General features: G+C 53.0%; 17 protein-coding genes. 7 read left to right on the plus strand and 10 right to left on the minus strand.

What is annotated here, in order from left to right; translation table 11 throughout:
* Positions 1–128: 128 nt before the first annotated feature.
* From fni to cls, 6 genes are all read right to left on the minus strand, one after another.
* Positions 129–1,178, minus strand: coding sequence for a type 2 isopentenyl-diphosphate Delta-isomerase (gene fni, locus F456_RS0109620; protein ID WP_018976812.1), 1,050 nt, complete (start codon positions 1,176–1,178; stop codon positions 129–131).
* A 428-nt stretch (positions 1,179–1,606) separates the two neighbouring features.
* Positions 1,607–2,746 carry a glycosyltransferase family 2 protein gene (locus F456_RS0109630; RefSeq protein ID WP_018976814.1) on the minus strand — a complete coding sequence of 380 codons (1,140 nt, stop codon included), beginning with the start codon at positions 2,744–2,746 and terminating at the stop codon, positions 1,607–1,609.
* A 131-nt stretch (positions 2,747–2,877) separates the two neighbouring features.
* Positions 2,878–3,750 (minus strand): phytoene/squalene synthase family protein, encoded by an 873-nt coding sequence (locus tag F456_RS0109635; protein ID WP_018976815.1) that lies wholly within the window; start codon positions 3,748–3,750, stop codon positions 2,878–2,880.
* Positions 3,747–5,222 carry a phytoene desaturase family protein gene (locus F456_RS0109640; protein ID WP_018976816.1) on the minus strand — a complete coding sequence of 492 codons (1,476 nt, stop codon included), beginning with the start codon at positions 5,220–5,222 and terminating at the stop codon, positions 3,747–3,749. The genes F456_RS0109635 and F456_RS0109640 overlap by 4 nt, the downstream gene beginning before the upstream one ends.
* Positions 5,219–6,760 (minus strand): phytoene desaturase family protein, encoded by a 1,542-nt coding sequence (locus F456_RS0109645; protein ID WP_040925128.1) that lies wholly within the window; start codon positions 6,758–6,760, stop codon positions 5,219–5,221. The genes F456_RS0109640 and F456_RS0109645 overlap by 4 nt, the downstream gene beginning before the upstream one ends.
* 336 nt (positions 6,761–7,096) lie before the next feature.
* Positions 7,097–8,608 (minus strand): cardiolipin synthase, encoded by a 1,512-nt coding sequence (cls, locus tag F456_RS0109650; RefSeq protein WP_018976818.1) that lies wholly within the window; start codon positions 8,606–8,608, stop codon positions 7,097–7,099.
* A gap of 305 nt (positions 8,609–8,913) precedes the next feature.
* Between cls and F456_RS0109655 the strand changes: the two genes are divergently transcribed.
* The 5 genes from F456_RS0109655 to F456_RS0109675 all read left to right on the plus strand — a co-directional run bounded on the left by F456_RS0109655 (position 8,914) and on the right by F456_RS0109675 (position 14,861).
* Complete coding sequence (locus F456_RS0109655; protein ID WP_018976819.1) at positions 8,914–9,495, plus strand: TetR/AcrR family transcriptional regulator; 582 nt, start codon at positions 8,914–8,916, stop codon at positions 9,493–9,495.
* Positions 9,496–9,518: 23 nt separating this feature from the next.
* A complete protein-coding gene (locus F456_RS0109660) occupies positions 9,519–9,902 on the plus strand; it encodes a DMT family transporter (RefSeq protein ID WP_018976820.1) in 384 nt (127 codons plus the stop codon).
* Position 9,903: 1 nt separating this feature from the next.
* Positions 9,904–10,218 carry a DMT family transporter gene (locus F456_RS0109665; protein WP_018976821.1) on the plus strand — a complete coding sequence of 105 codons (315 nt, stop codon included), beginning with the start codon at positions 9,904–9,906 and terminating at the stop codon, positions 10,216–10,218.
* A 210-nt stretch (positions 10,219–10,428) separates the two neighbouring features.
* Positions 10,429–11,376, plus strand: a complete 948-nt coding sequence (locus F456_RS0109670; RefSeq protein WP_018976822.1) for a TetR/AcrR family transcriptional regulator — start codon at positions 10,429–10,431, stop codon at positions 11,374–11,376.
* A 137-nt stretch (positions 11,377–11,513) separates the two neighbouring features.
* Entirely contained in the window at positions 11,514–14,861 is a 3,348-nt protein-coding gene (locus tag F456_RS0109675; protein WP_018976823.1) for an efflux RND transporter permease subunit, read from the plus strand.
* A gap of 514 nt (positions 14,862–15,375) precedes the next feature.
* On the opposite strand, the gene F456_RS0109680 is transcribed toward F456_RS0109675, so the two are convergent.
* Positions 15,376–16,980 (minus strand): gluconokinase, encoded by a 1,605-nt coding sequence (locus F456_RS0109680; protein WP_018976824.1) that lies wholly within the window; start codon positions 16,978–16,980, stop codon positions 15,376–15,378.
* Positions 16,981–17,306: 326 nt separating this feature from the next.
* Here F456_RS0109680 and F456_RS0109690 point away from each other — a divergent pair, with 326 nt between their 5' ends.
* Entirely contained in the window at positions 17,307–18,545 is a 1,239-nt protein-coding gene (locus F456_RS0109690) for an MFS transporter (RefSeq protein WP_018976826.1), read from the plus strand.
* Positions 18,546–18,807: 262 nt separating this feature from the next.
* Here F456_RS0109690 and F456_RS0109700 read toward each other — a convergent pair whose 3' ends face one another.
* Both F456_RS0109700 and F456_RS0109705 read right to left on the minus strand, forming a co-directional pair.
* The gene (locus F456_RS0109700; protein WP_018976827.1) at positions 18,808–19,149 is read right to left on the minus strand and encodes a KGG domain-containing protein; all 342 of its coding nucleotides are present in this window, start codon (positions 19,147–19,149) and stop codon (positions 18,808–18,810) included.
* A 577-nt stretch (positions 19,150–19,726) separates the two neighbouring features.
* Positions 19,727–21,445: a glutamine--tRNA ligase/YqeY domain fusion protein gene (locus F456_RS0109705; RefSeq protein WP_026293779.1), complete on the minus strand. Its 1,719-nt coding sequence runs from the start codon at positions 21,443–21,445 to the stop codon at positions 19,727–19,729.
* A gap of 206 nt (positions 21,446–21,651) precedes the next feature.
* On the opposite strand from F456_RS0109705, the gene F456_RS0109710 reads away from it, so the two are divergent.
* Positions 21,652–22,209 (plus strand): GNAT family N-acetyltransferase, encoded by a 558-nt coding sequence (locus F456_RS0109710; protein ID WP_018976829.1) that lies wholly within the window; start codon positions 21,652–21,654, stop codon positions 22,207–22,209.
* On the opposite strand, the gene F456_RS0109715 is transcribed toward F456_RS0109710, so the two are convergent.
* Positions 22,206–22,706 (minus strand): GNAT family N-acetyltransferase, encoded by a 501-nt coding sequence (locus F456_RS0109715; protein WP_018976830.1) that lies wholly within the window; start codon positions 22,704–22,706, stop codon positions 22,206–22,208. The two genes, F456_RS0109710 and F456_RS0109715, sit on opposite strands and share 4 nt — an antisense overlap.
* Between the last annotated feature and the right edge of the window lie 24 nt (positions 22,707–22,730).

A 22,730-nucleotide genomic window follows, 5' to 3' on the forward strand; every position in this document is an offset into this window, starting at 1 on the left:
AGTTATTTTCCCTCTTAGAACTCAATTGATATTACCCGAGCCGGAATACGAAAAAACGAGTCCAGCTCCCTCGAGAACCGTACTCGTCTGTGCTATATGCTTGAACATCCAAACAGTCGTTCAACCCTTTAAATGCGCCGGAGTCTTGAAGTTGTCCGAAGCGCGGACACCGACCCGGCGCCAACGCCAAACATTACCGTACGCAGTTCAAATTCAGCCTGTTCCATTGCTTTCGCCGCACTGTCGGCGGAATCGACAGCCGGACCGAGCAGCGCGCGGCCAAAGCCTGCCAGATTAGCACCAAGGGCGATTGCTTTTGCCGCATCCACGCCGTTTCTCAGACCGCCACTGCCGATCAGTGGAATTTGCGGAAGATGCTCACGAATTTCTGCAAGGCATTCCGCCGTCCCCGTACCCCAGCCGGCGAAAGCTTCGGCAGCTGTCCGGCGCATCGAATCCGAACTTCGGAACTTCTCAACCTGGCTCCAGGAGGTACCCCCCGCTCCAGCCGCATCGATAAATGCGACGCCGGCTTCAGCCAGAAGAACAGCCGTCTCACCGTCAATCCCCCAGCCGACTTCCTTGACGCCGACCGGCACGCCGAGAGTTTGGCAGAGCCGTTCGATCTTCGGCAGAAGCCCAGAGAAATTCGTATTGCCTTCCGGCTGGAATATTTCCTGCAGGCTGTTCAGATGCAGAACTAGCCCATCCGCTTCGGCAATTTCCACCGCGCGGCGGCACTCGTCTTCGCCAAACCCGTAGTTCAGCTGTACGGCACCCAGGTTGGCGATGATCGGAATATCCGGCGCTTTATGCCGCACTTTGAAAGTCGCCGCCAATTCTTCCCGTTCGACAGCGGCGCGTATGGAACCCAGCCCCATTGCCCACCCTCGCGCCTGAGCCGCCTCAGCCAGCCGTTCGTTGATCCGGCCCGTGCCAACGCTTCCGCCGGTCATCGAACTGATGAGCAGCGGCGCTTTCAGCCTTTTTCCGAGAAATCTCGTAGTCAGATCAATGTTCTCAAAATCAAGTTCCGGCAGCGCATTGTGCCGAAACGTATAACGCTCAAATCCCGTTGTCACGCCAACTCCGGCCACTTCTTCCTCCAGACACAAGCGAACATGTTCGCTTTTGCGGTCTCCGGTCGATGGACCGGAGCCTTTAATCTTTTCCGTCATGGCCGCTCCCCTCATTTTCGCTTACAATCTCGCTTGAACCTTCATGCTTTTCTGATCCAAGCGGGCAATCCGTTCGACAATTAACCGGCCGGACAGCGTAACGACCGGTGTACCTCCGCCCTCAGAAACGGTACCCTGCTCTAAACCCGCTATTGCAAATGTACAGACACGAATCGTTCGGCGCAACTTTGTGTGTAAAAATATCCTCAAATGCATCTGCCAGCCTGTATTTCCCACCGCGCATAGTGTAAATTCTCAATTCCGCTTCGACATGCGCAAGTATAGCAAAAGTCGCCGGCGCCTGCAGAGGCGAAGCGCCGACGTATGTAGCGCAGCGTCCGAACATCGCCAGCGTATACGAATCGCGAAAATAGCGCGACAACAGCGTTTGCAGCTTGCTTCGCAACCGTGTATTACGCAACCGTGTATTAACTATAGCTTCGGCCTTTCCATTGATGCCCTTTTCCGTTTAGTCCTCCCGCTGCGCTTGCCAGTGCAATGGCGATTGTACAGCAAATGGTAGCAGAGATGAACACGCCGTGCCAGAGCGGCAGTCCGCCCCGGACGTTGCATGCCGCCTTGACCCCCATTCCCAGCAGCATAGCGATGCCGCTCGCAGCCGCCAACTGAGGATTCCCGGTAAACAGTCCGATCAGCAGAGCGACCGGTGGCAGTACATACAGCGGCACATACCAGAGCAGCAGCGCCAACAGCAGCAGGTAGTTTTTGCCCAGCCCCGCAAACATGTTCTTGCTGAACCCTTCCCACACTTCACGCGTGTTGTGGTACATCCGCATACGGGCATGGCTGCTCATGTCCGCCAGCATCATTTTGTAACCCGCATTCTTAATCGCGCGGGCCATCGCTATATCATCTACCATTTCTCCCTTAACCGCTTCATAACCGCCAGCGGATTCATAAGCGGATTTCTTGATCAGCATATAGGCACCGTGCGCGGCAACGAACACTTCGCTTCGTGAGCGATAGATCATGGGGATAGGCACATGACAGAGAATAACGAATTCCATCATGGGTACAACCAGTTTTTCCATCCAGCTTCCGGTGATCTGCTTAGGAAATCCGGTCAGCAGCCCAACCTTCTTCTTCATCGCCGACCGCAGCGTATCGCGGATTGCCAGCTCTCCGATTTTGACGTCGGCGTCCAGCATCAGATACCAACTTCCCGTCGCCTGTTCCGCTAGACGATGACAGGCGTAGCATTTACCTTTCCAGCCTTCAGGCAGATCCCCGCCCTGCATCAGGCTCACCCGCTGGTCTTCCATGGCAATCTGACGCACAATGCCGCCGGTATTATCGCTGGAATCGTCGTCGTATACGATCACTTCGAGTCGGAATTCCGAATCGTTGGATGCCAGCACATGGTTCAGGCAATCTTCAATATTTCGTTCTTCGTCGCGTGCCGGGATCAGCACCGAAACCAGCGGCCGGTTCTCGATAGGGCGCGTGCGTCGTCCGGGTACCGGAAGTGCACGGCCATTCAGCAGAGCAAAAATCAATTGGATAACGAGCAGCGCGCACGCTATCGCCATGATCAAAGTCAGAATCAACGCGCCGTCCTCCCCCTACGCCTGAATTGATCAAACTTTTCATTGACGGACAGCCCGATACGCAGCAGCCTACGATCCGGTAAGCCGGTCGTCATCCAGATGTTGAAGACCATCCTCACTACAAGACCACATTACGATACCGCAGCGCTGTCCGCCGAGTCTCCGGCAGCACCAAACTGTGTCAGCACCTGCATCAGCAGTATCCCTTTCTCTTCATCCGGCACGATCGCCCTGCGGCCGAACACATCATAGCCGTTGCGGCGTACCTGATCGAAGATCGCGCCGTAGAACGCGGCGGCAAGTGCCACAGCCAGCCCGCTGCGCTTTGGATAACTGTCCAGATTTGACAGGCCTTTCTCAAACCAGCGCGATGCGTAGCCGTGCAGTTCGTCAATCATGGCAACAAAGCGTTCATCGATGATGCCCCCGGCCAGATCCTCTTCGCTATAGCCATGTCTGCGCATAAGTTCTGCAGGAATATAACGGCGTCCGCGCCCTAAATCTTCGCCGACATCTCGAATGATATTCACAATCTGCATCCCTTTGCCAAGCGCGATACCTGCTTCCGCCGCCTCTGTATGATGATCGTCGCGCAGCACCGGCAGCAGCATCTCTCCAACCGTACCGGCAACAAGGTAGCAGTAATGTTCAAGCTGTTCCATCGTTTCGTATCGAAGCAGCGTCAGATCAGACAGCTGTCCGTCCATCTGATTCAAGAACGGTCGGCGCTCAAGATTTGGAAAGCTGTCGAACAGCCAGCGCAGCGCCGGCCATATAAAATGCCCTTCCGCTTTTTCCAGATCAAGAAACTGCTCTCTAAGCTCATGAATGGTAAACGGTGACGTCTCCGGCTCGTCGACACTGTCGTCGATCAATCGGCAGAACGCATAAATGACGTATACCGCATGCCGCCTTCTCTCTGGCAAGTCCCGGAAGGCGTGGTAAAACGAGGTCGATCCCCCCCGCATCGAATCCTCGCACTGCTGCATGATGTCTTCGTTCATGGATTCCACTCCTCCAAAAGCTGATTTACGGCCATCCTGGCCCCCTGCATCACGATCGGCACTCCGCCGCCCGGATGCACGGAAGCTCCTGCCGCATATAAGCCACCGATTGTCTTAAAAGGCTTGGGCTGCGGTCGATAAGGACCGGATTGCCCCAGAATCGGCGCGATACCGAAGCTGCCGCCGACATAGTTGCCGTCCTGACGGGCTTCTTCCGGTGTACGCAATTTGATCCACTTGATCGAATCCCGCAGACCGGGGAAGCCCCGGCGCTCAGCGGCTTGAAGCACTTTGCGAGCCAGCCTTCGGCCTTCTTTGGACCATGCGGTGCGCGAAGCATCGGGAGCGGGAATCAGGAAATACAGCACACTCTCTCCTTCCGAAGCGGCGTTTGGATCAAGTACGATCGGATTAAAGACGTAGAACGACGGATTGGCAGGAATCATACCCCGCTCAAAAACAGCCTGCAAACTGCTAGTCAAGCTGTCCGGCAGGAAAAATTGATGCGCTGCCGCATCCTCCCAACGTTTTGAAACGCCGATATAGACTAACACGCAGCCCGAGGAGGGTCGGTACGGTTTGCGCCGCTTCGCTTCCGGAAGATCACCGAGCAGAGGCAGCAGATTGGGGAAATCGCCGTTAAACAAAACGGCATCGTACTCTTCCCGCACACCGTTCGCCACAAGGCCGCGGCAGTGTCCATCTTCCACCTCAAGACGTTCTACCCGAGTATTCAGGCGAATATCGACGCCGCGCGAACGCAGTTCCTCTTCCAAAATGACCGGCAGACGGGCATATCCGCCTTCGATCATCCAAATGCCGAAGTCGTGTTCGGCATATGGCAGAATGGAATAAACGCCCGGCGTTCCTGTCGGCTGGCCGCCAATATACAGCGACTGCAGCGAATAGGCATCGATAAGGTCATTATTTTTGAAATAACGTGCGGCCGCGCCTCTTACGCTTCGGTGAGCCTGTAGGCTGCCGAGAAGCTTAATTTGACGAGGAGTGAAGAAGTCCCGGGTACGAGGAAACGTACGCTCCAGCACCGCCTTTTGCGCACCGGGATACATGGCGCGCATTTGCTCCATATACCGGATATACCCTTCCGATTCACCCGGAAACAGCCGTTCGATTTCTTTCGCTTGATCGTCCGGATTCCGCCGCTTCGTCATTACTCGGCCGTCTGCATAATGGATGCGATACAGCGGATCGGATTCGATCAGCTTGATTCGTTCTCGCTCTACTCCGCCTTCTTCCAGAATCGACAGCAGCATTTCCGGCAGCAGTACGATTGTCGGCCCCTGGTCGATCCGGCTCCCTTCATCTTCACTGCTCTCGAACGCGATTCGTCCTCCGAGACGGTTCCGCCCTTCCAGCAGTGTTACCTCCGCCCCGCGGCGGCTCAGCAAAAGCGCCGCCGTCAATCCGCCAATCCCCCCACCTACAACAGCGACTCTCGGCGCGCGGCTCACTCGGCTCCTCCTGCCGCGCCGAGTGTTTGAGCGGAAGCACGTGGCTGCTTGCGTTTGTCGGTTTGTTCGATCAGATCGACACTGATCTTCGCGGATTCGAAGATGGTCGGCAGACCGCTTCCAGGGTGGGTGCCTCCTCCGACCAACCATACGCGCTCAACTTCTTCAAAATGATTGTGCGGCCGAAAAGCGAGCATCTGTCCAAGATTATGCGACAGATTGAATGTTGCTCCCTGGTAGACATCCAACGAATCCTGCCAGTCGAGCGGCGTGAAAAACGCCTGCTGTTCGATCCGGTCTCGCAGGCCTTTAAGCTGTTCGATACTTTCAAGACGATCCAGCATCCGTTCCTTCAACTCCTCCCGTCTACCGGCCCAATCCGTTTCCCCTTGAAGATTCGGTACAGGCAGGAGCGCGTACAGCGAAGACTTGCCGGGAGGAGCAAGTGTAGGGTCAAGACGCGAAGGATTGTGTACATAGATTGAGGGATCCTCCGACAGAGTCAGACTCTCCGTAATCTCTTTTACGTTTTTTTCATAATTGTCCGCAAAATGAATTGAATGGTGCGGAAGATCGATCTCCCCGTCGATTCCAAGATACAGCATAGCCGTGGAGCAGGAATACTTTTTCGATTCCAGCTTCTGCGGAGTATATTTCTTAAGAACGCCCGGTTCGAACAGGCTGTTCATTGCCGAGGCAAAATCCGCTCCAAGCACAACGTGATCGGCCAAGCGAACTTCTCCGTCATTCAGTCGTACGCCGGTCGCTTGACCTTTTTCCGTCAGAATGCGCTGTACCGGACGCTCCATATGAAACCGAACGCCGTATTCTTTTGCCACTTTCACCATCGCTTCCCACAGTTCGGCTACGCCGCCTTTTGGATGCATCAGACCATAACGGTGTTCCATGAACGAGAGAATGGTGAACGTTCCCGGACAGTTCCAGGCAGACATACCTAAATATTTAGATTGGAAAGTGAATGCATATTTCAACCGCTCGTCCTTAAAATAACGGGAAAGCTGTCCATAAACCGTATCCGTAACTTTCAGGTAAGGGAGAGCTTTTACCGCATCTGCCTTCATGTAGTCCCGAACTCCTGCAAAGGGCCGCCGAAGCAAAGGATCTACATGATCATACTTGGCTGACTCATCGGTCATAAAGCGATAAAACCCAGCCTCTTCTCCTGGGAAAAGTTCTTTGATTCGCCGAGCGGTCTCTTCGTTGTCGCTTGAAGGCATTAGTACGGTGCGGCCTTGGTCAAAATAAAGTCCATACAGAGGGTCCAGCTTATGCAGCTCAACGTAATCGTGCACCGAACGTCCTGCCCGCTCGAACAATTCTTCCAGCAGCGGCGGCATCATTACGAATGTCGCCCCACGGTCGAAGGTGTATTCCCCAAGTCTCAATCTGCCCGAACGTCCGCCCGGAACAGCCTGCTTTTCATACACGTCGACCTCGTATCCTTTGGCGCCGAGCAGCATTGCAGCCGCCAGTCCTCCGGGTCCTGCGCCTACAATGACCGCGGTTTTGTTTTTCATATTTTGCCCCATGCCATTCACCTTTCCTCATTCAGACTTGCCCCATCGTCTTTTATTACCCATTAGCAGGCCAAGCGGCTCGCTTTACGCATGGAGACTTGTGTAAAATCGGAACAGACGCAGCTTAATATTCATAAAAGGTTGAATTTAAAAGGGTTAAAATTGAAATTTTTCTTTAGCCTACCATAGCGTCTTGATTCCTACAAACGCCAAAGCGTCCTTTGCTCGCGCACAAAATAAAAGGACCGGTTTCCCGGCCCTTAGCGTATTTGCAGAGTCTATTTGCAGAAGAAACTGAGACCTAGAGTAGAGATCCGTCCGACTGCCCAGCCTCTATTATAGCAGTGGAGACAGGAGACGGGCCGCCGATTCCATAAACCGCAAAGCGATCCGTTTACTGCCGAATTTTGCCGGATCGATCATCGTCGTATTCAGCAAATCGCGTTCAAAATCTGCCGCAATTCGTGTGACGCTGGCATTGTTCATCAACAGTGCATTAACTTCGAAATTGAGGTGAAAGCTGCGCATGTCCATATTGGCCGTTCCGATACTTGCTGTCTCTCCGTCTACAATCAGCAGCTTGGAATGAAGAAACCCTTTTTCATATTCATAAATCTTGACGCCGGCATCCAGCAAAATCGGAAAATACGAATGGGAAGCCCAAAAAGGAAGACGTTTGTCGGGCTTGGCGGGAAACAGCAGCCTGACATCCAATCCCGACAGGGCAGCGGTACGCAGTGCCGTCAAAATGTCCTCGTCGGGAATAAAATACGGAGTGGCGATCCAGACCGAACGCTTGGCCGTTGTGATCATGGTGAAAAAGATGTGCTTCAGTGTGCGGCGGTCGTTATCGGGTCCGCTGGCGATGATCTGTACGGCACCGAGCTCCGGTTCCATTTTGCTTTTCGACTGGAAATATCCTGGACCCGTCGGCTGCTCGCCAGTCATATGCCGCCAATCTCTCAGAAAAATGCGCTGCAGCGTACTGACGGCGTCGCCTTCGATTTTCATATGTGTATCCCGCCAGAATCCGTACGTTTTGCTGCGGCTCAGATACTCGTCTCCTACGTTCAGCCCACCAATAAAACCGATGTTTTTGTCAACGACAACAATTTTTCGATGATTGCGGTAATTGACCCGGCTGGTCACAAGCAGAAATTTGGTGGCGCCGAACACGGCAACACGCACTCCGGCGTCGCGCATTTCCTGCAAAAATCTGCGCGGAAGCTGAATACTGCCGACCGCATCGACCATAAACCGGACTTCAACCCCCGCTCGGGCTTTCTCAATCAACACTTTCTGAATCTGCGTACCGATCTCATCCGCCCGGTAAATGTAATATTCCATATGAATATGGTGGCGTGCTCCGCGCAGGGCATCAAGCAGTGCGGAAAAAGTACTGCCTCCATTCGTTAACACAGCGGTTGGACTTGAATAGGATACCGGTGTCAAGGATAAACGGCGCGACAAACGTAGAACCTTCTGCTGTTCTTCGCTAAAATGTGCTGTGTTTTCGACGCCGGCCAGCGTATCTTTCTCGCTCCATTCGTACGTCCGACGGTCCCATTCAGCTTTCTTGTCATATTTGCGTCGGCGAAAATAGTTCTGTCCGAACAAAAAATAGAAAATGAGTCCCACTACCGGAAGCAGACCCAGCACCAGAATCCAGGACAGCGTACTCGACGGATTGCGGTTATCCATAAAGATCACGAATCCAATCGAGATGACAGTCAGTGTGGAAAAAATACTGATCACGGCGGCAGCCGTTGCTCCGAACAGGTCGACACCAAAATAATAAAAGACGAACAGCAGTACAGCGAGCAAAAATACAATCAGCCCACGTCTCATTTGAAATCCCCCTCTTACAACACCTTTTTCGGCCTGTCCGTATTCTAGAGCACAAGCTTTGCTTCGCATCGGAACCTGCCAATTTCCGATTTGAATACGGCTCAAATCCGATCAAAAACTTCTTGTTATAACCCTTACGGTTCGCTCTGATATCGGTTTCATTCATCCATGCATCCCCCGCTGCGACGAATCCCTTTTCGTGTTCTTGATACATATTCTCTCGGTTGACAGAGCCAAACTCTCATGTTAACTTTTAACCTAACGACCGTTAGTTTGTTTTTGATTGATAAAAAGGGGGAGCTTTCATGACCCGTAAGCCCGCTATTGAAGATGCCGCGCTGGCTTTGTTCGCCAGTGAAGGTTTTGAAGGAGCTTCTTTGGGACGAATCGCCGACTCCGTCGGCATTCGCAAACCTTCGATCTATGCTCATTTTCGCAGCAAAGAAGATTTGTTTCTGTCCGTGTTCAAACGTACCCTTCGCCGGAAACAGCAGGTGTTGTTCCGTCAAGTACTTCATGGCGCGAACCGCCCTTTTGAAGATAACCTGTACGATCTTGCGGAACATCTGATGGACGAATATGAATCGGATGCGGAAACCCGATTCCTGCTGCGGATGTCTTATTTCCCTCCTCGTTCACTGCATGATGAGGTGATGGGGCTCGTCAATCCTTTTTTCGAACAGGCCGAACGAAGCCTCACTCGCCTGCTGCAGCGGAAGGAAAACGCTGTGCGTCTGCATCCTGGCGGTGCTCACGAAGCAGCTCTGGCTTATGTAACGGTGCTCGACGGCGTGCTCGCTGAAGCCATCTATGGCAGCCGTGACACCGCAGCCAAACGGCTTAAAGCCGTTTGGCCCGTATACTGCCGAGGCGTATTAAGACCCTGAAATTGATAAGGAGAGTGACTGGAATGAGCCGTGCCAATCGCGGATGGATTTATGTACTGATTGGAGGAGTATTCGAAGTGGCCTGGGTATCCGGATTAAAACATTCTTCGAATATATGGGAATGGCTGCTGACGTTGGCCGGAATCGCACTCAGTTTCTGGCTGATGATCAATGCTGCAAAAATACTGCCGATCGGCAGCGTCTACGCAGTCTTCACCGGCCTCGGTACAGCAGGAACCGTCATTGCCGAAACGGTGCTGTTCGGTGAACCGTTCAGCTTGATCAAAACGCTGCTGATTCTGCTGCTGCTCTCCGGCGTCGTCGGATTGAAGCTAATTACCGATGCGCCGTCTGAACAAAATTCAGCTTCAACTCCTGCCGGACTCGACGGAAAAGGAGGGATCTAGAATGGCATGGATCGCTTTGGTTTTGGCCGGCTGTTTCGAAGTGTTTGGCGTGATCGGACTGAAACAGGTCGCTCTGCGTCGGGGATGGAGCGCTTATGTGCTGCTGATCGCCGCATTCACGGGCAGCTTTTCCCTATTAACCTATGCCATGCAGCATATTGCGATGGGCACTGCCTACGCAATATGGACAGGGATCGGCACCGTAGGCGGTACACTTGTTGGTATGCTTCTATACGGCGAACCGAAGGAAGCACGGCGGATTTTGTTTATTGCCATGATTCTGTCGGCAGCTGTCGGTTTGAAGTTGATTTCGTGATTTGAATATTTAGGCAGACATACTCGGATTTAATCCGTATTGTGTCTGCCTTTTTATTTTGAGTACCTTTTTTATTCAAACTCAACCAAAAAGTTCACTTCCCATACTGAAATTTAGGCAAAGTTGAGAACAGCGCTTGTTTCGCTTATACTGTTTTTGACCCATTAGTCGATAACAGAACCGATAAGTCAAAAGGGAGGCGCATGTTGTGTGATCGACAAATCTGTAGAACGTAAACAAACCATTTTCGCGGTAGCTCTTGCTCTATTTTCGGAGCGCGGAATCAAAGCAACGTCCATGCAGGATATTGCAGAACGCTGCGGTTTTTCCAAAGGGACGCTGTATCAACATTTTCGTTCCAAGGAAGAACTGATCCGCTCTATCCACGAATATGCACTTGGCACCTTGCAGGAAAAGCTGGAATCGGCGGCGGCGGAAGGTCGCAGTCCCCGAGATACTTTTCTCGCACAGGTCGAACTACTGCTGCACTCGCTGATCGAATTCAAGTCGTTTATGCTGATGCAGATTCGAGAACAAGAATTTACCGGGATCGGCGAAGATCTTCGTCAAAGTCCAAACGGTGGAAAGTGCGGACCTGCTGCCCGGCATCCGGTTATGGCAGCCGCTTTCGTACAGATCCGTCGAAGCCTGCTGGGGATCTACGGTCCCGAGATCGATAAGTACTCTGGCGACCTCTCCATCACGATCGGCGGGCTGATCTTCTCCTATCTTCAATTGGTGGATGATTGGGGTATGCCGGAAATTCCGATTGCTCAAGCCATTGGGCATCTGGAGCTGGTCCTGGATTCCGCAGCAGAGCGTCTGCAGCAGCAGCAGCCCGAACCACTTGTACCGCAGAGGTTATGGGCAGACTGGATTAAGGAAGCCCCGGAAGCAGCTGGAGCTGCGAAGCGACCGTTCATTCTGATTCGTCAGATGAAGGACACGATTGCCTGGAGTCCGATGCTTCGCGCCGAACGCGACGAAACGCTCGAGGCATTAGATGTGCTGGAAGAGGAATTGGCAGCGCAGACGCCGCGCCGCGCCGTCGTCAAAGGTATGCTTGCCAATCTCAAGGAAGTTCACGTTCTGCACGGCGCGCTTGAACAGCTGTCGCCGCTCGTCTTATACCGTCTGGACGAATTGTCCGGACATTGAAGCAAGTTGGAAGCAAATTGAGAACAAGTTGGAAAGCAAGTTGATTACAGGCTGCAATAACTGATGAAACACATTGCAGCAGCTGACAGAGACGCCCCCAAGGGCGCAGTCCATTAAGAGGAGTGGAGAATCTTTTTATGAAAAGTATTATCGGCTTTTCCCTGCGGAACAAACTTGCAATCTGGTTTCTGACGATTGTTATCAGTGCAGCCGGTGTTTATGCCGGTCTGACCATGAAGCAGGAAACAATTCCCGATATTAATGTCCCGTTCCTGAATATCACTGCCGTAAATCCGGGCGCCGCTCCGGAAACGGTTATGAACGAAGTCACGATCCCGCTCGAACAGATGCTTCGCAATGTCAACGGCGTTCAGAACGTCACATCGTCCTCGATGGAAAACGCCGCTTCGGTATCCGTTGAATTTACATACGGAGCCAACTTGGATGAAGCAACTGCGCAGATCCGTGAAGGATTGAACCGGATTACGCTGCCCGACGGCGTAGAACGGCCTCAAATTACACGCTTCAGCCTGAACTCATTCCCGGTCGTCTCGCTGAGTGCCTCTGCCGAGGAAGGCGGAATCGACCTCGAAGAGCTGTCCCGAATTGCTCAGAATCAAGTCCTGCCGGAACTCGAGAAAATTGACGGTATTGCTTCCGTCCAGCTCTCCGGACAGTACGTTCGTGAAGTCCAGATGACGTTCGATCCGGAGGCAATGGTCGAATACGGCCTAACTCAGGAAACGGTGCAGAATATCGTGAGTGCTTCTTCGGTTCGTGCGCCGCTCGGACTGTTCACGCTCGACGATTCGCAATCTGCAGTCGTTGTAGACGGAGGCATTACGACGTTGGAAGATCTGCGAAATCTTGAAATCCCGGTAACACCGGCTTCGGCTCAGCCGCAGGCGGGCGGAGAGTCCGGTGCCGGTGCGGACGCTTCCGGCGTGCCGGGTCAGGGTCAAATGCCTGGCGCCGGTCAGGATGCACAGGCGCCGGCCGCTGGAGCCGATGGCGAAGCCGCGGCCGGAGAAGGAACGGCCGGAACGCAAGCTGCCCAAGAAGGCGCTGCGGCAGAAGCTGCCGAACAGGGCAGCCAGGCGGCAGCCGCACAAGGTGCGGAAGGTAATGCCGCAGGTGCTGCAGCGGCAGCCGCCGCAGGTCTGCCGACCGTCAAGCTGAGCGAGATTGCGCAGCTCGAAGTCGTCGGCAGTTCGGAGTCCGTATCCCGAACCAACGGACAAGAATCAATCGGCATCCAGATCGTCAAGACTAACGATGCCAATACGGTCGATGTCGTAAATGCGGTCAAGAACCGAATTGCCGATCTGGAGAGCCAGTATTCCGGTCTGAATCTGACCGTTATGCTCGATCAGGGCAAACCGATCGAAGATTCCGTACGAACGATGCTGGAAAAAGCAATGTTCGGCGCACTCTTCGCCGTCCTGATCATCCTGCTGTTCCTGCGCGACTTCCGCTCGACAATCATCTCGATTCTGTCGATTCCGCTGTCGCTGCTGATTGCCGTACTGCTGCTCAAGCAGTTGAATGTCACCCTCAATATGATGACGCTCGGTGCCATGACTGTCGCAATCGGACGGGTTGTCGACGACTCGATTGTCGTCATCGAGAACATCTACCGGCGTATGTCGCTCAGTACCGAAAAGCTGCGCGGCCGACAGCTGATCAGCGCAGCCACGCGCGAGATGTTCCTGCCGATTATGTCTTCGACAATCGTTACACTCGCCGTATTCGTACCGCTTGCTTTTGTCAGCGGCATGGTCGGCGAACTGTTCATGCCATTTGCGCTGACTATGGTATTCGCGCTGCTGGCATCGCTGCTCATCGCGATTACGCTTGTGCCGATGATGGCGCACAGTATGTTCCGCGGCGGACTCAAGAAGAAGCATACACACGACAAGCCAAGCCGTCTGTCGGAAGGTTACAAGCGCATCTTGAACTGGTCGCTGTCGCATAAGCTGATCACATTCTCGATCGCTGTTATCCTTCTCGTCGGCAGCTTGTTCACAATCCCTTATGTGGGCACCAGCTTCCTGCCCGAGCAGGAAGACAAGACCTTTACCTTCACTTATTCGCCGGAAGCCGGCGCTACAGATGAGCAGGCGCAGGAGCGCATGCTTGAAGCGGAACAATTCGTCCGCGATCAGCCGAACTTGACCAGCATGCAGTATTCGATCGGCGGATCGAATCCAATGGGCTTCGGCTCCGCCAACTCCGCCCTGTTCTATACCGAATTCGACAGTGACACGCCGAACTTCGATACCGTCAAAGAGGAGCTTATCGCAGGACTTCAAGAGCGTGTACCGGAAGGTGAATGGAGTCAAATGGACTTCGGCGGAGGCCTTGGCGGCAGTCAGCTGAGTGTGAATGTCTATGGCGACAGCACGGATGATCTTAAGCCGGTCGCCGACGAAATGCTGAAGCTGATCCAGGAAGACCCCAACTTCGAAGAGGCCACGAGCAACCTTGAGGAAGGGTATAACCAATACACGCTGGTGGCCGATCAGCAGGAGCTCAGCTCCTACGGTCTGACCGCAGGACAAGTCGCCATGGCACTTGCTCCCGTGACCCAACGCCCGGTACTGACACAGGTCGATCTTGATGGACAGAACTATAACGTCTATATCGAAACAGAGAACAAGACTTACTCTACCCTGTCGGATATTGAAGATACCGAGCTCGTTACGCCGCTCGGCGTCAGCGTAACAGTCGGCGATGTGGTTCAAGTCGAAGAAGGCATCTCACCGGAGACAATTACACGTTCCGACGGCAAGACGGTCGCTCAATTGTCCGCCAACATTGTCTCTTCCGACGTAGGCGGAGCCTCGACTGCACTGGAAAACAAAATCAACGACATGGATCTGCCGGATGGTATTACCGTTGAATTTGGCGGTGTTACCGAACAAATCAACGATACGTTCTCCCAGCTCGGTCTTGCCATGCTGGCGGCTATCGCTATCGTATACTTCATCCTTGTCGTCACATTCGGCGGCGGTCTGGCGCCATTCGCAATCCTCTTCTCGCTGCCGTTCATCGCAATCGGCGCGCTGATCGGTCTGTTGATCGGCGGAGAATCGCTCAGCGTCTCGGCTCTTATGGGTGTCCTGATGCTGATCGGTATCGTTGTCACCAACGCCATCGTTCTGATCGACCGCGTTATTCACAAAGAACGTGAAGGACTGTCGACCCGTGAAGCGCTGCTTGAAGCCGGTTCAACCCGTCTGCGTCCGATTTTGATGACCGCGCTGGCGACAATCGGCGCCTTGATCCCGCTCGTTGCAGGCTGGGAAGGCGGCGCAGGCATTATCTCGAAAGGCCTCGGCATTACCGTTATCGGTGGTCTGATCAGCTCTACGCTGCTCACGCTTGTCATTGTACCGGTCGTATACGAGTTCCTGATGAAGATCAGTTCCAAATCGCGTGCCAGACACGCGGAGCTGGAGAAATTGGAAACTCCGCTGGACTGAGGTTCGTTTCGAGACATTGGCAGCTTTGCCGATTAATCTTCGTATTAAAAAAGCCGTTCCCTTTCTGGGGACGGCTTTTTTCGTTGAGAAAGTTCTGCTTATTTAGGGAACTTGAAAAGGCTTAGAACGCATTAGAGCATATTAAATATTAAAGCCCTGAATCCCTTAAATTTTAGATTCTTGGAATTTTGCAGTCTTGGAATCTTGGAATCTTGGAGTCTTGGATTTTCGGATTCCTGAGTCTTGGAGCCTTGGAGCCTTGGAGCCTTGGAGCCTTGGAGCCTTGGAGCCTTGGAGCCTTGGATTCTTGAAGGCTTGAAGGTTTGAAGGCTTACTCGACGTTTTAACGAATCCTTATATCGCTATTTGCCGGTTTTCGGGCTTTTTGAAAATCTAACGAATCCTCATATCTTTATATGCCACGATCAGCTTGATTTAAGGCTAATTTGACTTAAATAGCGTGATCACGATTCGTTAGAATCCGTATAAGCCATTTAAAGCGCGAATAGCGTGATTACGATTCGTTAGATTCTTCAGGAGAAGGAAATAAAACATCATCCCCGCTCTCGTCTTCATGCTTCACACCCGTCCCCCGCTGCAGCTTCGCAATTTCCGGGAATACCGGCTCCAACTGCTTGTATACCCGCTTGAACAGCGAATAATAATGCTCATAGGTGTAAAAGCGCTGCAGGTCCGGTTCATGCGTACGCAAAATTTCGATACCGGCTTTCAAATCTTGATAGTCGCTGATAGCCCCGTCCGCTTTCATTGCGACTGCAGCCGCTCCAAACGCCGACGCCTCATACGTATCGGGCACGACAACTCGGGTCCCCGACAAATCCGCCAGCATCTGCGTCCAGATTTCACTTTTGGCAAAGCCGCCCGAAGCCCATAAGGTTTGGCTCTCGCCGCCGAGTGTCTCCAAAGCGTCGGCTACCGTTCTCACGGCAAACAGTACGCCTTCCATCGTAGCCCGGCCAAAATGCGCCCGGCCGTGATGCAGCGTCGCCCCGAAGTAAGTACCGCGTGCATCCGCGTTCCAATAAGGTGCCCGCTCGCCGCTGAGGTACGGCAGGAACAGCAGACCTTCCGATCCCGGCGGCACAGAATCAGCCAACTGAACGATGCGGTCCAGCGCCTCTTTCTCTTTCAAGTCTCCCGTCTCTCCCTCCTCCTTATCGATGACGAACTGCTCCAGATACCATCGCAGCGCAATGCCGCCGTTGTTGGTCGGCCCTCCGATCAGCCAGCGCTCCGGTTCAAACGCATAGCAGAATGTCCGTCCTTCAACATCCGTAACCGGATGTTTCGCAAACGAGCGGACTGCGCCGCTGGTTCCGATCGTAACTGCCGTTTCTCCGCGCTCCAGAGCGCCGACGCCTACATTTGCCAACGCTCCGTCACTCGCTCCCGCAATCCACGGCGTGTCCGGATGCAAACCCATTCGTTCGGCCAACATCCGATCCATACCTTCAAAACGCTCCGTAATCGGTACGATCTCACCCAGACGTTCGGGAGCAAGGCTGGTCAGCTGCAGCGTCGATTGGTTCCAAGTCAGCGTGTTCAGATCGAGCATGCCTGTCGCCGAGGCAATCGACACATCGAGCGCATAGCGGCCGAACAGCTTGTGCAGCAAATATTCTTTGAAAGAAATGAATTTGGCTGCCTGCTCGAACAGCTTCGGTTCGCGGCTGCGCAGCCACAGCAGCTTGGTCAGCGGAGACATCGGATGAATAGGCGTCCCGGTTGCCCGGTAGAGGCGTTCACCTTCAGCTCCTCTGCGCAGTTCGTTTGCCTGACGAATACTCCGGTTATCGGCCCAAGTGATAAGGGGAGTCAGCGGATTCCCTTTTCCGTCTACAGCCATCAGACTGTGCATGGCCGCGCTGATCCCGACCGCCGAAATTTCGCCCTTTGCTGCACCGGCATCGTGCATGGCTCCGGCAATGGCGTCGCATACGGCGTCGAGCAGCGCTTCCGGCCGCTGCTCCGCACGGCCCGCCTCAGGTACGAGCAGCGGATAAGCCGCCTGCGATCCTCCGCGAATGCTTCCTTTTTCGTCGTACAAAAAAGCTTTGGTGCTTGTCGTTCCGATATCGAGTCCGATGTATAGTCCCATATACGGCTTCCTCCTTCGCTTCCCGGTTATGCCTCATTTGGACGGCAGGCAGGCAAACGAAACATAAAAAGCCGCTTCCGGCTGCTCCACACGGGAGAAGGAAATCGGCTTCTGATTCAATCTTTGATTCTTTTTTCCGTTAACGCTGTGCATTATTTTGTTGTAATCTGTCTGTAGAAGGACTATATTGTCGATTAAGGACCCTGCCTTCCGGCTTGTTTTTCTCTGAATCTTCATTATAAAATGAAAACCCTTACTTCATTCTTACTTATTCATCTTTTCTTATTCATCCTTTCTTAATCGATCCTTCAAGGGGTGTACCCGATATGTCAGACGAACAACCGAATCAACCTCACGAATCAATATCCTCCCGCTCTCCTTTTCTTCCACTCAAAGCTTTCAATTTCTTTCTGTATGGTGCAATCGCAATTTTTGCCAGCTTCTTTCCGCTGTATCTGCAGGATGCGGGCATGAACAAGCTTGAGATCGGAACGTTGATGGCAATCGGTCCTTTTGTATCGTTGATTGCCAATCCGTTCTGGGGCTATCTGGTCGATCGGATGGAAAATACGCGGCGCATGCTGATTCTCATGCTGGCTGGCACACTGGTGCTGGCGCAGTTTGTTTTTCATGCGCAGTCGTATACGATGATCTACCTGACCATGGTTCTCTTCTTCTTTTTTCAAAGTCCCATGTTCGCTCAGAGCAATACGATGATTCTCGGTTATATTGACGGAACCGGACGCAAATTCGGTGCTTTCCGCCTCTGGGGTTCGATCGGCTGGGCGCTGACTGCGGCCGCGGCGGGTTACGTTATCGATCGGACCGGCACTACGCCCGGTGTACCTTGGCTGTTCACCGGCTTGATGGGCGTGACGCTGATTTTTGCGGTTGTTCTGCCTTCGCTGCGCCGGGCAGCTGATACAACAACCGTCGCACCGCCGGGAGGATTCCGCGCGGTGCTCGCCAACCCGTCATTCGCCGCGTTCCTGCTGCTCGGCGTACTGGTTTCTATTCCGAATGCCATGAACGGGACGTTCATGACGCTGTACATTACCGATCTGGGCGGCTCCCGCGAGCTTGTCGGTTGGGCCATTTTCTCGGCTTCCGTGCTTGAAGTGGCTGTCTTCATGATCTTTGACCGCTTCTTCCGCCGCAGACTCGGATTTATGATGGTCTGTCTGACTACCGTAAGCATCCTGTTCGCCCTGCGTTGGTATCTGATGTCTACCGTGACCGATCCGGTAAACATTATCTACATTCAAATGCTGCACAGCGTTACGTACGCCGGCTATTTCTATGTCGGCACCCTTATGACCAGTATGTTCGTGCCGGATGCATTTCGCGGAACGGGACAAGCGCTGTTCACACTCTCTTGGAGCGGAGTATCGGGCATTATTGCCGGCATCTTCGGCGGCTGGGTGTTCGACAACTTCGGTGCTCCGATGATGTATCAGAGCGGCACGGTGCTGTCGATCATCGGAGCGGTAGGGTTTGCCGCGATGGGCTACACGCTGTACCGGGGCGGCCATCTTGCGCCGCTGGCGGCTGCAGGCAAGCGATAGCCGATACTCCTCCTTATAGAAGAAACTGTACTTATACCCCTGTGTACTTTATCTATCTTATGTACTTTACCTATTTTATGCACTGTATCCATCTTGGAGTGAAACGAAAGTTTTGTTCGTACTCCATCGAGAAGGCCCCCGTTCTCCGTGGAATTCGGAGATTCGGGGGCCTTGCTGCAGCTGCTGGTCAGTCAGCTTCTTTCTGCCGCTTCCCAAACTGCTGATTGAAATGAAGTTGGAAATCGCTTGTTATTTGGTGTCGTTAGTCACTTTTGGAACGAGCCTGGCCGCCTTTGCGTCCGGCTTCTTCGCGGCTCATTTTACCGTCGCCGCTATCACTGTCATCGGAACTGCCTCGTGCTTGGCCGCTCTCGCTGCCGATTTCCTGATAGAACTCTTTACCGTGGGAATCCAGAGTCGCTTGGCCGCCCTTTTGACCGATTTCCTGGTAGAAGTCGGAATCCTGCGAGTTTTTCGTTGCTTCTCCGCCCTGACTGCCGATTTCCTGATAAAATTCTCTGTCGTGATTATTTGCGGTAGCTTCGCCACCCATGCGCCCAGCTTCTTCTCGGGACATCTTGCCGTTGTTGTCGTTCTGTGCCATGTTCAATCACTCCTTTAAATTTTTAGAAATCTGGTAAGCCTCGGTTTTCATTTACCCTTTCTACATAGAGTTAAACACATACTTTTAAGGAATATAAACCCATTTAACTACAGTGTAGAAAAAGCATTCGTCCTCACCGGATTGATGACCGAAAGCTCACTTTTCGAGACGATTCAGCTTCGTTTGATGTCAGCTTTAGAATCGCCTCTGCTTTACTTTAACCCGTTATTTTTGTTCTAAACACGACAAAAAGCCTTCTTCCTTTCTTCCTAAAATGTCTTTTTACGCCGCAATTTTATGCTCCCTAAGTTTTTAAAAAACGTCAACCGTGGGCGAACAACACCTTATAAACTTGCTTCTCTAAAAGCTGTCCAAGGAAGCAAATATCAACAATTTTTTTTATTTCGTCCGACACTTAAGTCCTGTTGGATCCGATGGCTCTCGGCTGACGATCTCGATCCGCATGTCGGGAACTTGCTGCTGGTTTGCGAAGACCTCGAATGCAAAAAGACCTTCTTCCCATGGGAAAAAGGTCTTTTTTACGATTATCAATCGGGTATTTCTAACAGGATACGTCTTACTTTTTCGGAAGCTTGAACGAGCTCTTCATCGAGACGATGCGGCCGAATACCGGTTTACCCGGCTCAGACAGCTTAGGATCGACGTTGAAGTAGCCGTGACGGAAGAACTGGAACTTATCCTGCGGCTGCGCGTCTTTGAGCTGCGGTTCAACGAATCCTTGTACAACTTCCATCGAATCCTTGTTGACCTTCTTGAGGAAGTCGTCCACCTCATCGGCAGAGACATCGTTCGTTTCGTCTGCCGCCAATTCTTCGGACTCTTCGTCTTCACCAAGCAGCGGCTCGTACAGACGGAATTCGGCCGGAACGGCCGACGAAGCGTCTACCCAGTGAATCGTGCCTTTGACTTTGCGTGCATTGAAGTCGCTGCCGCTCTTTGTCGCTGGATCGTACGTACAGTGGATCTCTACAACTTCGCCGTTTTCATCCTTAATAAAGTCATGGCACTTGATAAAGTAGGCGTGCTTCAGACGGACTTCGTTGCCCGGGAACAGACGGAAGTATTTGCTTGGCGGCTCTTCCATAAAGTCGTCCTGCTCGATATAGATCTCGCGCGAGAACGGAATTTGGCGGATGCCCATTTCTTCGTTCTCGGTATTGTTCTCGGCCGGCAGCAGCTCGCTTTCGCCTTCCGGATAGTTTGTAATCACGACCTTCAGAGGACGCAGAACCGCCATTGTACGCGGAGCCTTGAGCTTCAGGTCTTCGCGGACGAAATGCTCCAGTGTTTGAATATCGATCAGACCCTGGCTTCTCGAAATGCCCGTCTCATAAATAAACGACTTGATCGCTTCCGGCGTATAGCCTCGGCGGCGCATTCCGGAGACTGTCGGCATACGCGGATCGTCCCAACCGTCGACCAGATTTTCCTCGACCAGCTTGCGCAGTTTGCGCTTGCTCGTGACCATTGTGCTGACATTCAGGCGGCCAAACTCATACTGACGAGGCTGAGCTTCCATCTCGCATTCGCGGACAACCCAGTCGTAGAACGGACGCTGATCTTCAAACTCGAGCGAGCAGAGGGAGTGTGTCACGCCTTCGATGGCGTCTTCGAGCGGGTGGGCAAACGTGTACATCGGATAAATGCACCATTTGTCGCCCGTGTTGTGGTGCGTCGTATGCGAGATCCGGTAAATGACCGGGTCGCGCAAGTTGATGTTCGGCGACGCCATGTCGATCTTGGCACGAAGTACGCGCTCACCATTTTTGAATTCGCCGTTCTTCATCCGTGTGAACAGATCCAGGTTCTCTTCGACAGAGCGATCGCGATACGGACTGTTCTTGCCCGGCTCCGTCAGCGTACCGCGATTCTCGCGAATCTCGTCGGCCGACTGATCGTCTACATAGGCAAGTCCTTTGTTGATCAGCAGCACAGCGCGATTATACATCTCGTCAAAATAATCGGAGGCATAGTACTGGTTATCCCATTGAAAGCCCAGCCACTTGATATCTTCCTTGATCGAGTTAACGTACTCCACATCTTCCTTGGCTGGGTTGGTGTCGTCGAAGCGCAGGTTGGTGCGTCCGCCGAATTCATCGGCCAGTGCAAAATCGATAAAAATCGCTCGAACGTGTCCTATATGCATATAGCCGTTCGGCTCTGGAGGAAAGCGGGTGACGACCTCTTTCACTTTGCCGCTCCGCAGATCTTCTTCTATGATACTTTTGATAAAGTTCGGTGGGGTTAGGGCGTTCTCATTCTCCACGTATATCAACCTTTCGTTATTCCCAGATTTCTGTAACTTTTTCTGAAGCGTCGTTCGCCTTGAAGACTTCTGCACTTAAATATAACGCAAATCGGCATAACCATTCAATAAAATGCCATCCTTTTCCCGTTTTGACGCAGTCCGGTCCTTTTGACGAGTCAGCTGCGATGAAGTAGCATGAAAGAACAAATCCGCCGAAGAGGAGAGCTGAAGGTATGTTCAGTTTGCCGTTAAAAGAATCCGTCGTTCTAAAACCGCTGCGAAGCGGCCAAGCACGGGAACTGCTCGAATTGATCGAAGACTCGCGTCATACGCTGCGGCCTTGGATGCCTTGGACAGAGCAGATCCGGAGCATCTCTGACGCCGAAGAGTTTATCGCCAGCTCTATCCGGCTGTATGCCGACAACGACGCGATCACGGCCGCTCTCTGGGAACATGACCGTTTGGCCGGCGTAATCGGCTTTCACGAGATTAACTGGCGCAGCCGTTCGGTTCAGATCGGCTACTGGCTCGGCAGCTCCTTCGAAGGGCGGGGCTTGATGTCGCTCGCTGTGCGGGCATTCGTCGATTATGCGTTTATCGAGATGGATCTTAACCGGATCGAGATCCGGTGTGCAACATCCAATCGCCGCAGCCGTGCCCTTCCCGAACGCCTCGGCTTCCTGCTCGAAGGCGTACTGCGCCAAGCCGAAAAATTGGAAACAGGCTACGTCGACCATGCCGTCTATGGCCTATTAGCCGAGGAATGGAGCATCAAGCGACCGCTGCTTTAAATCAGCCAACAGCTCATTAATATGTCGTCAACATAGCGCTCGTCGATCCGATACTCCCGTTCCAGCCGGCCTTCAATTGTAAATCCGCAGCGCAGGTAGAAACGAACCGCATCTTCATTCGTCGAGAGCACACGCAGACGCAGCTTTTTGATCCCTCTTCTCAACGTATACAGCTTGGCTGATTCCATCAGTTTTCGGCCAACGCCGCGACCTTGATAGGACGGATGAACGACAATGTACAACTCCGCAACGTGTGCGTTGTTGAACATCATCGTTGGCGGGCGCCATCCTATGCAGCCGATAACGACACCGTCCCATTCGGCAACAAGCTGATTCTCGGGCGGGCAGTTGCGCAGATAATGGGTACGGGACTGCCAGACGGGAATCTGCGGCGAATTGCGCGAATTCCAGACCAGTTTGTCAATCCGCATCAGCGGCTTGGCATCCTTAACCTGCGACTCCCGAATGTTAACCGTGCCTTCACTTATCCGCTCCATCTCCGCTCCTCCTCCATATGCGAT

The sequence above is a fragment of the Saccharibacillus kuerlensis DSM 22868 genome (assembly GCF_000378145.1).
GTDB classification, from domain to species: Bacteria; Bacillota; Bacilli; order Paenibacillales; family Paenibacillaceae; genus Saccharibacillus; species Saccharibacillus kuerlensis.

Coding starts and splice junctions, on each gene's coding strand:
- fni (WP_018976812.1), bottom strand. CDS start 1,178: ATGACGGAAAAGATTAAAGGCTCCGGTCCATCGACCGGAGACCGCAAA.
- F456_RS0109635 (WP_018976815.1), bottom strand. CDS start 3,750: ATGAACGAAGACATCATGCAGCAGTGCGAGGATTCGATGCGGGGGGGA.
- F456_RS0109645 (WP_040925128.1), bottom strand. CDS start 6,760: ATGAAAAACAAAACCGCGGTCATTGTAGGCGCAGGACCCGGAGGACTG.
- cls (WP_018976818.1), bottom strand. CDS start 8,608: ATGAGACGTGGGCTGATTGTATTTTTGCTCGCTGTACTGCTGTTCGTC.
- F456_RS0109655 (WP_018976819.1), top strand. CDS start 8,914: ATGACCCGTAAGCCCGCTATTGAAGATGCCGCGCTGGCTTTGTTCGCC.
- F456_RS0109660 (WP_018976820.1), top strand. CDS start 9,519: ATGAGCCGTGCCAATCGCGGATGGATTTATGTACTGATTGGAGGAGTA.
- F456_RS0109665 (WP_018976821.1), top strand. CDS start 9,904: ATGGCATGGATCGCTTTGGTTTTGGCCGGCTGTTTCGAAGTGTTTGGC.
- F456_RS0109675 (WP_018976823.1), top strand. CDS start 11,514: ATGAAAAGTATTATCGGCTTTTCCCTGCGGAACAAACTTGCAATCTGG.
- F456_RS0109680 (WP_018976824.1), bottom strand. CDS start 16,980: ATGGGACTATACATCGGACTCGATATCGGAACGACAAGCACCAAAGCT.
- F456_RS0109690 (WP_018976826.1), top strand. CDS start 17,307: ATGTCAGACGAACAACCGAATCAACCTCACGAATCAATATCCTCCCGC.
- F456_RS0109700 (WP_018976827.1), bottom strand. CDS start 19,149: ATGGCACAGAACGACAACAACGGCAAGATGTCCCGAGAAGAAGCTGGG.
- F456_RS0109710 (WP_018976829.1), top strand. CDS start 21,652: ATGTTCAGTTTGCCGTTAAAAGAATCCGTCGTTCTAAAACCGCTGCGA.
- F456_RS0109715 (WP_018976830.1), bottom strand. CDS start 22,706: ATGGAGCGGATAAGTGAAGGCACGGTTAACATTCGGGAGTCGCAGGTT.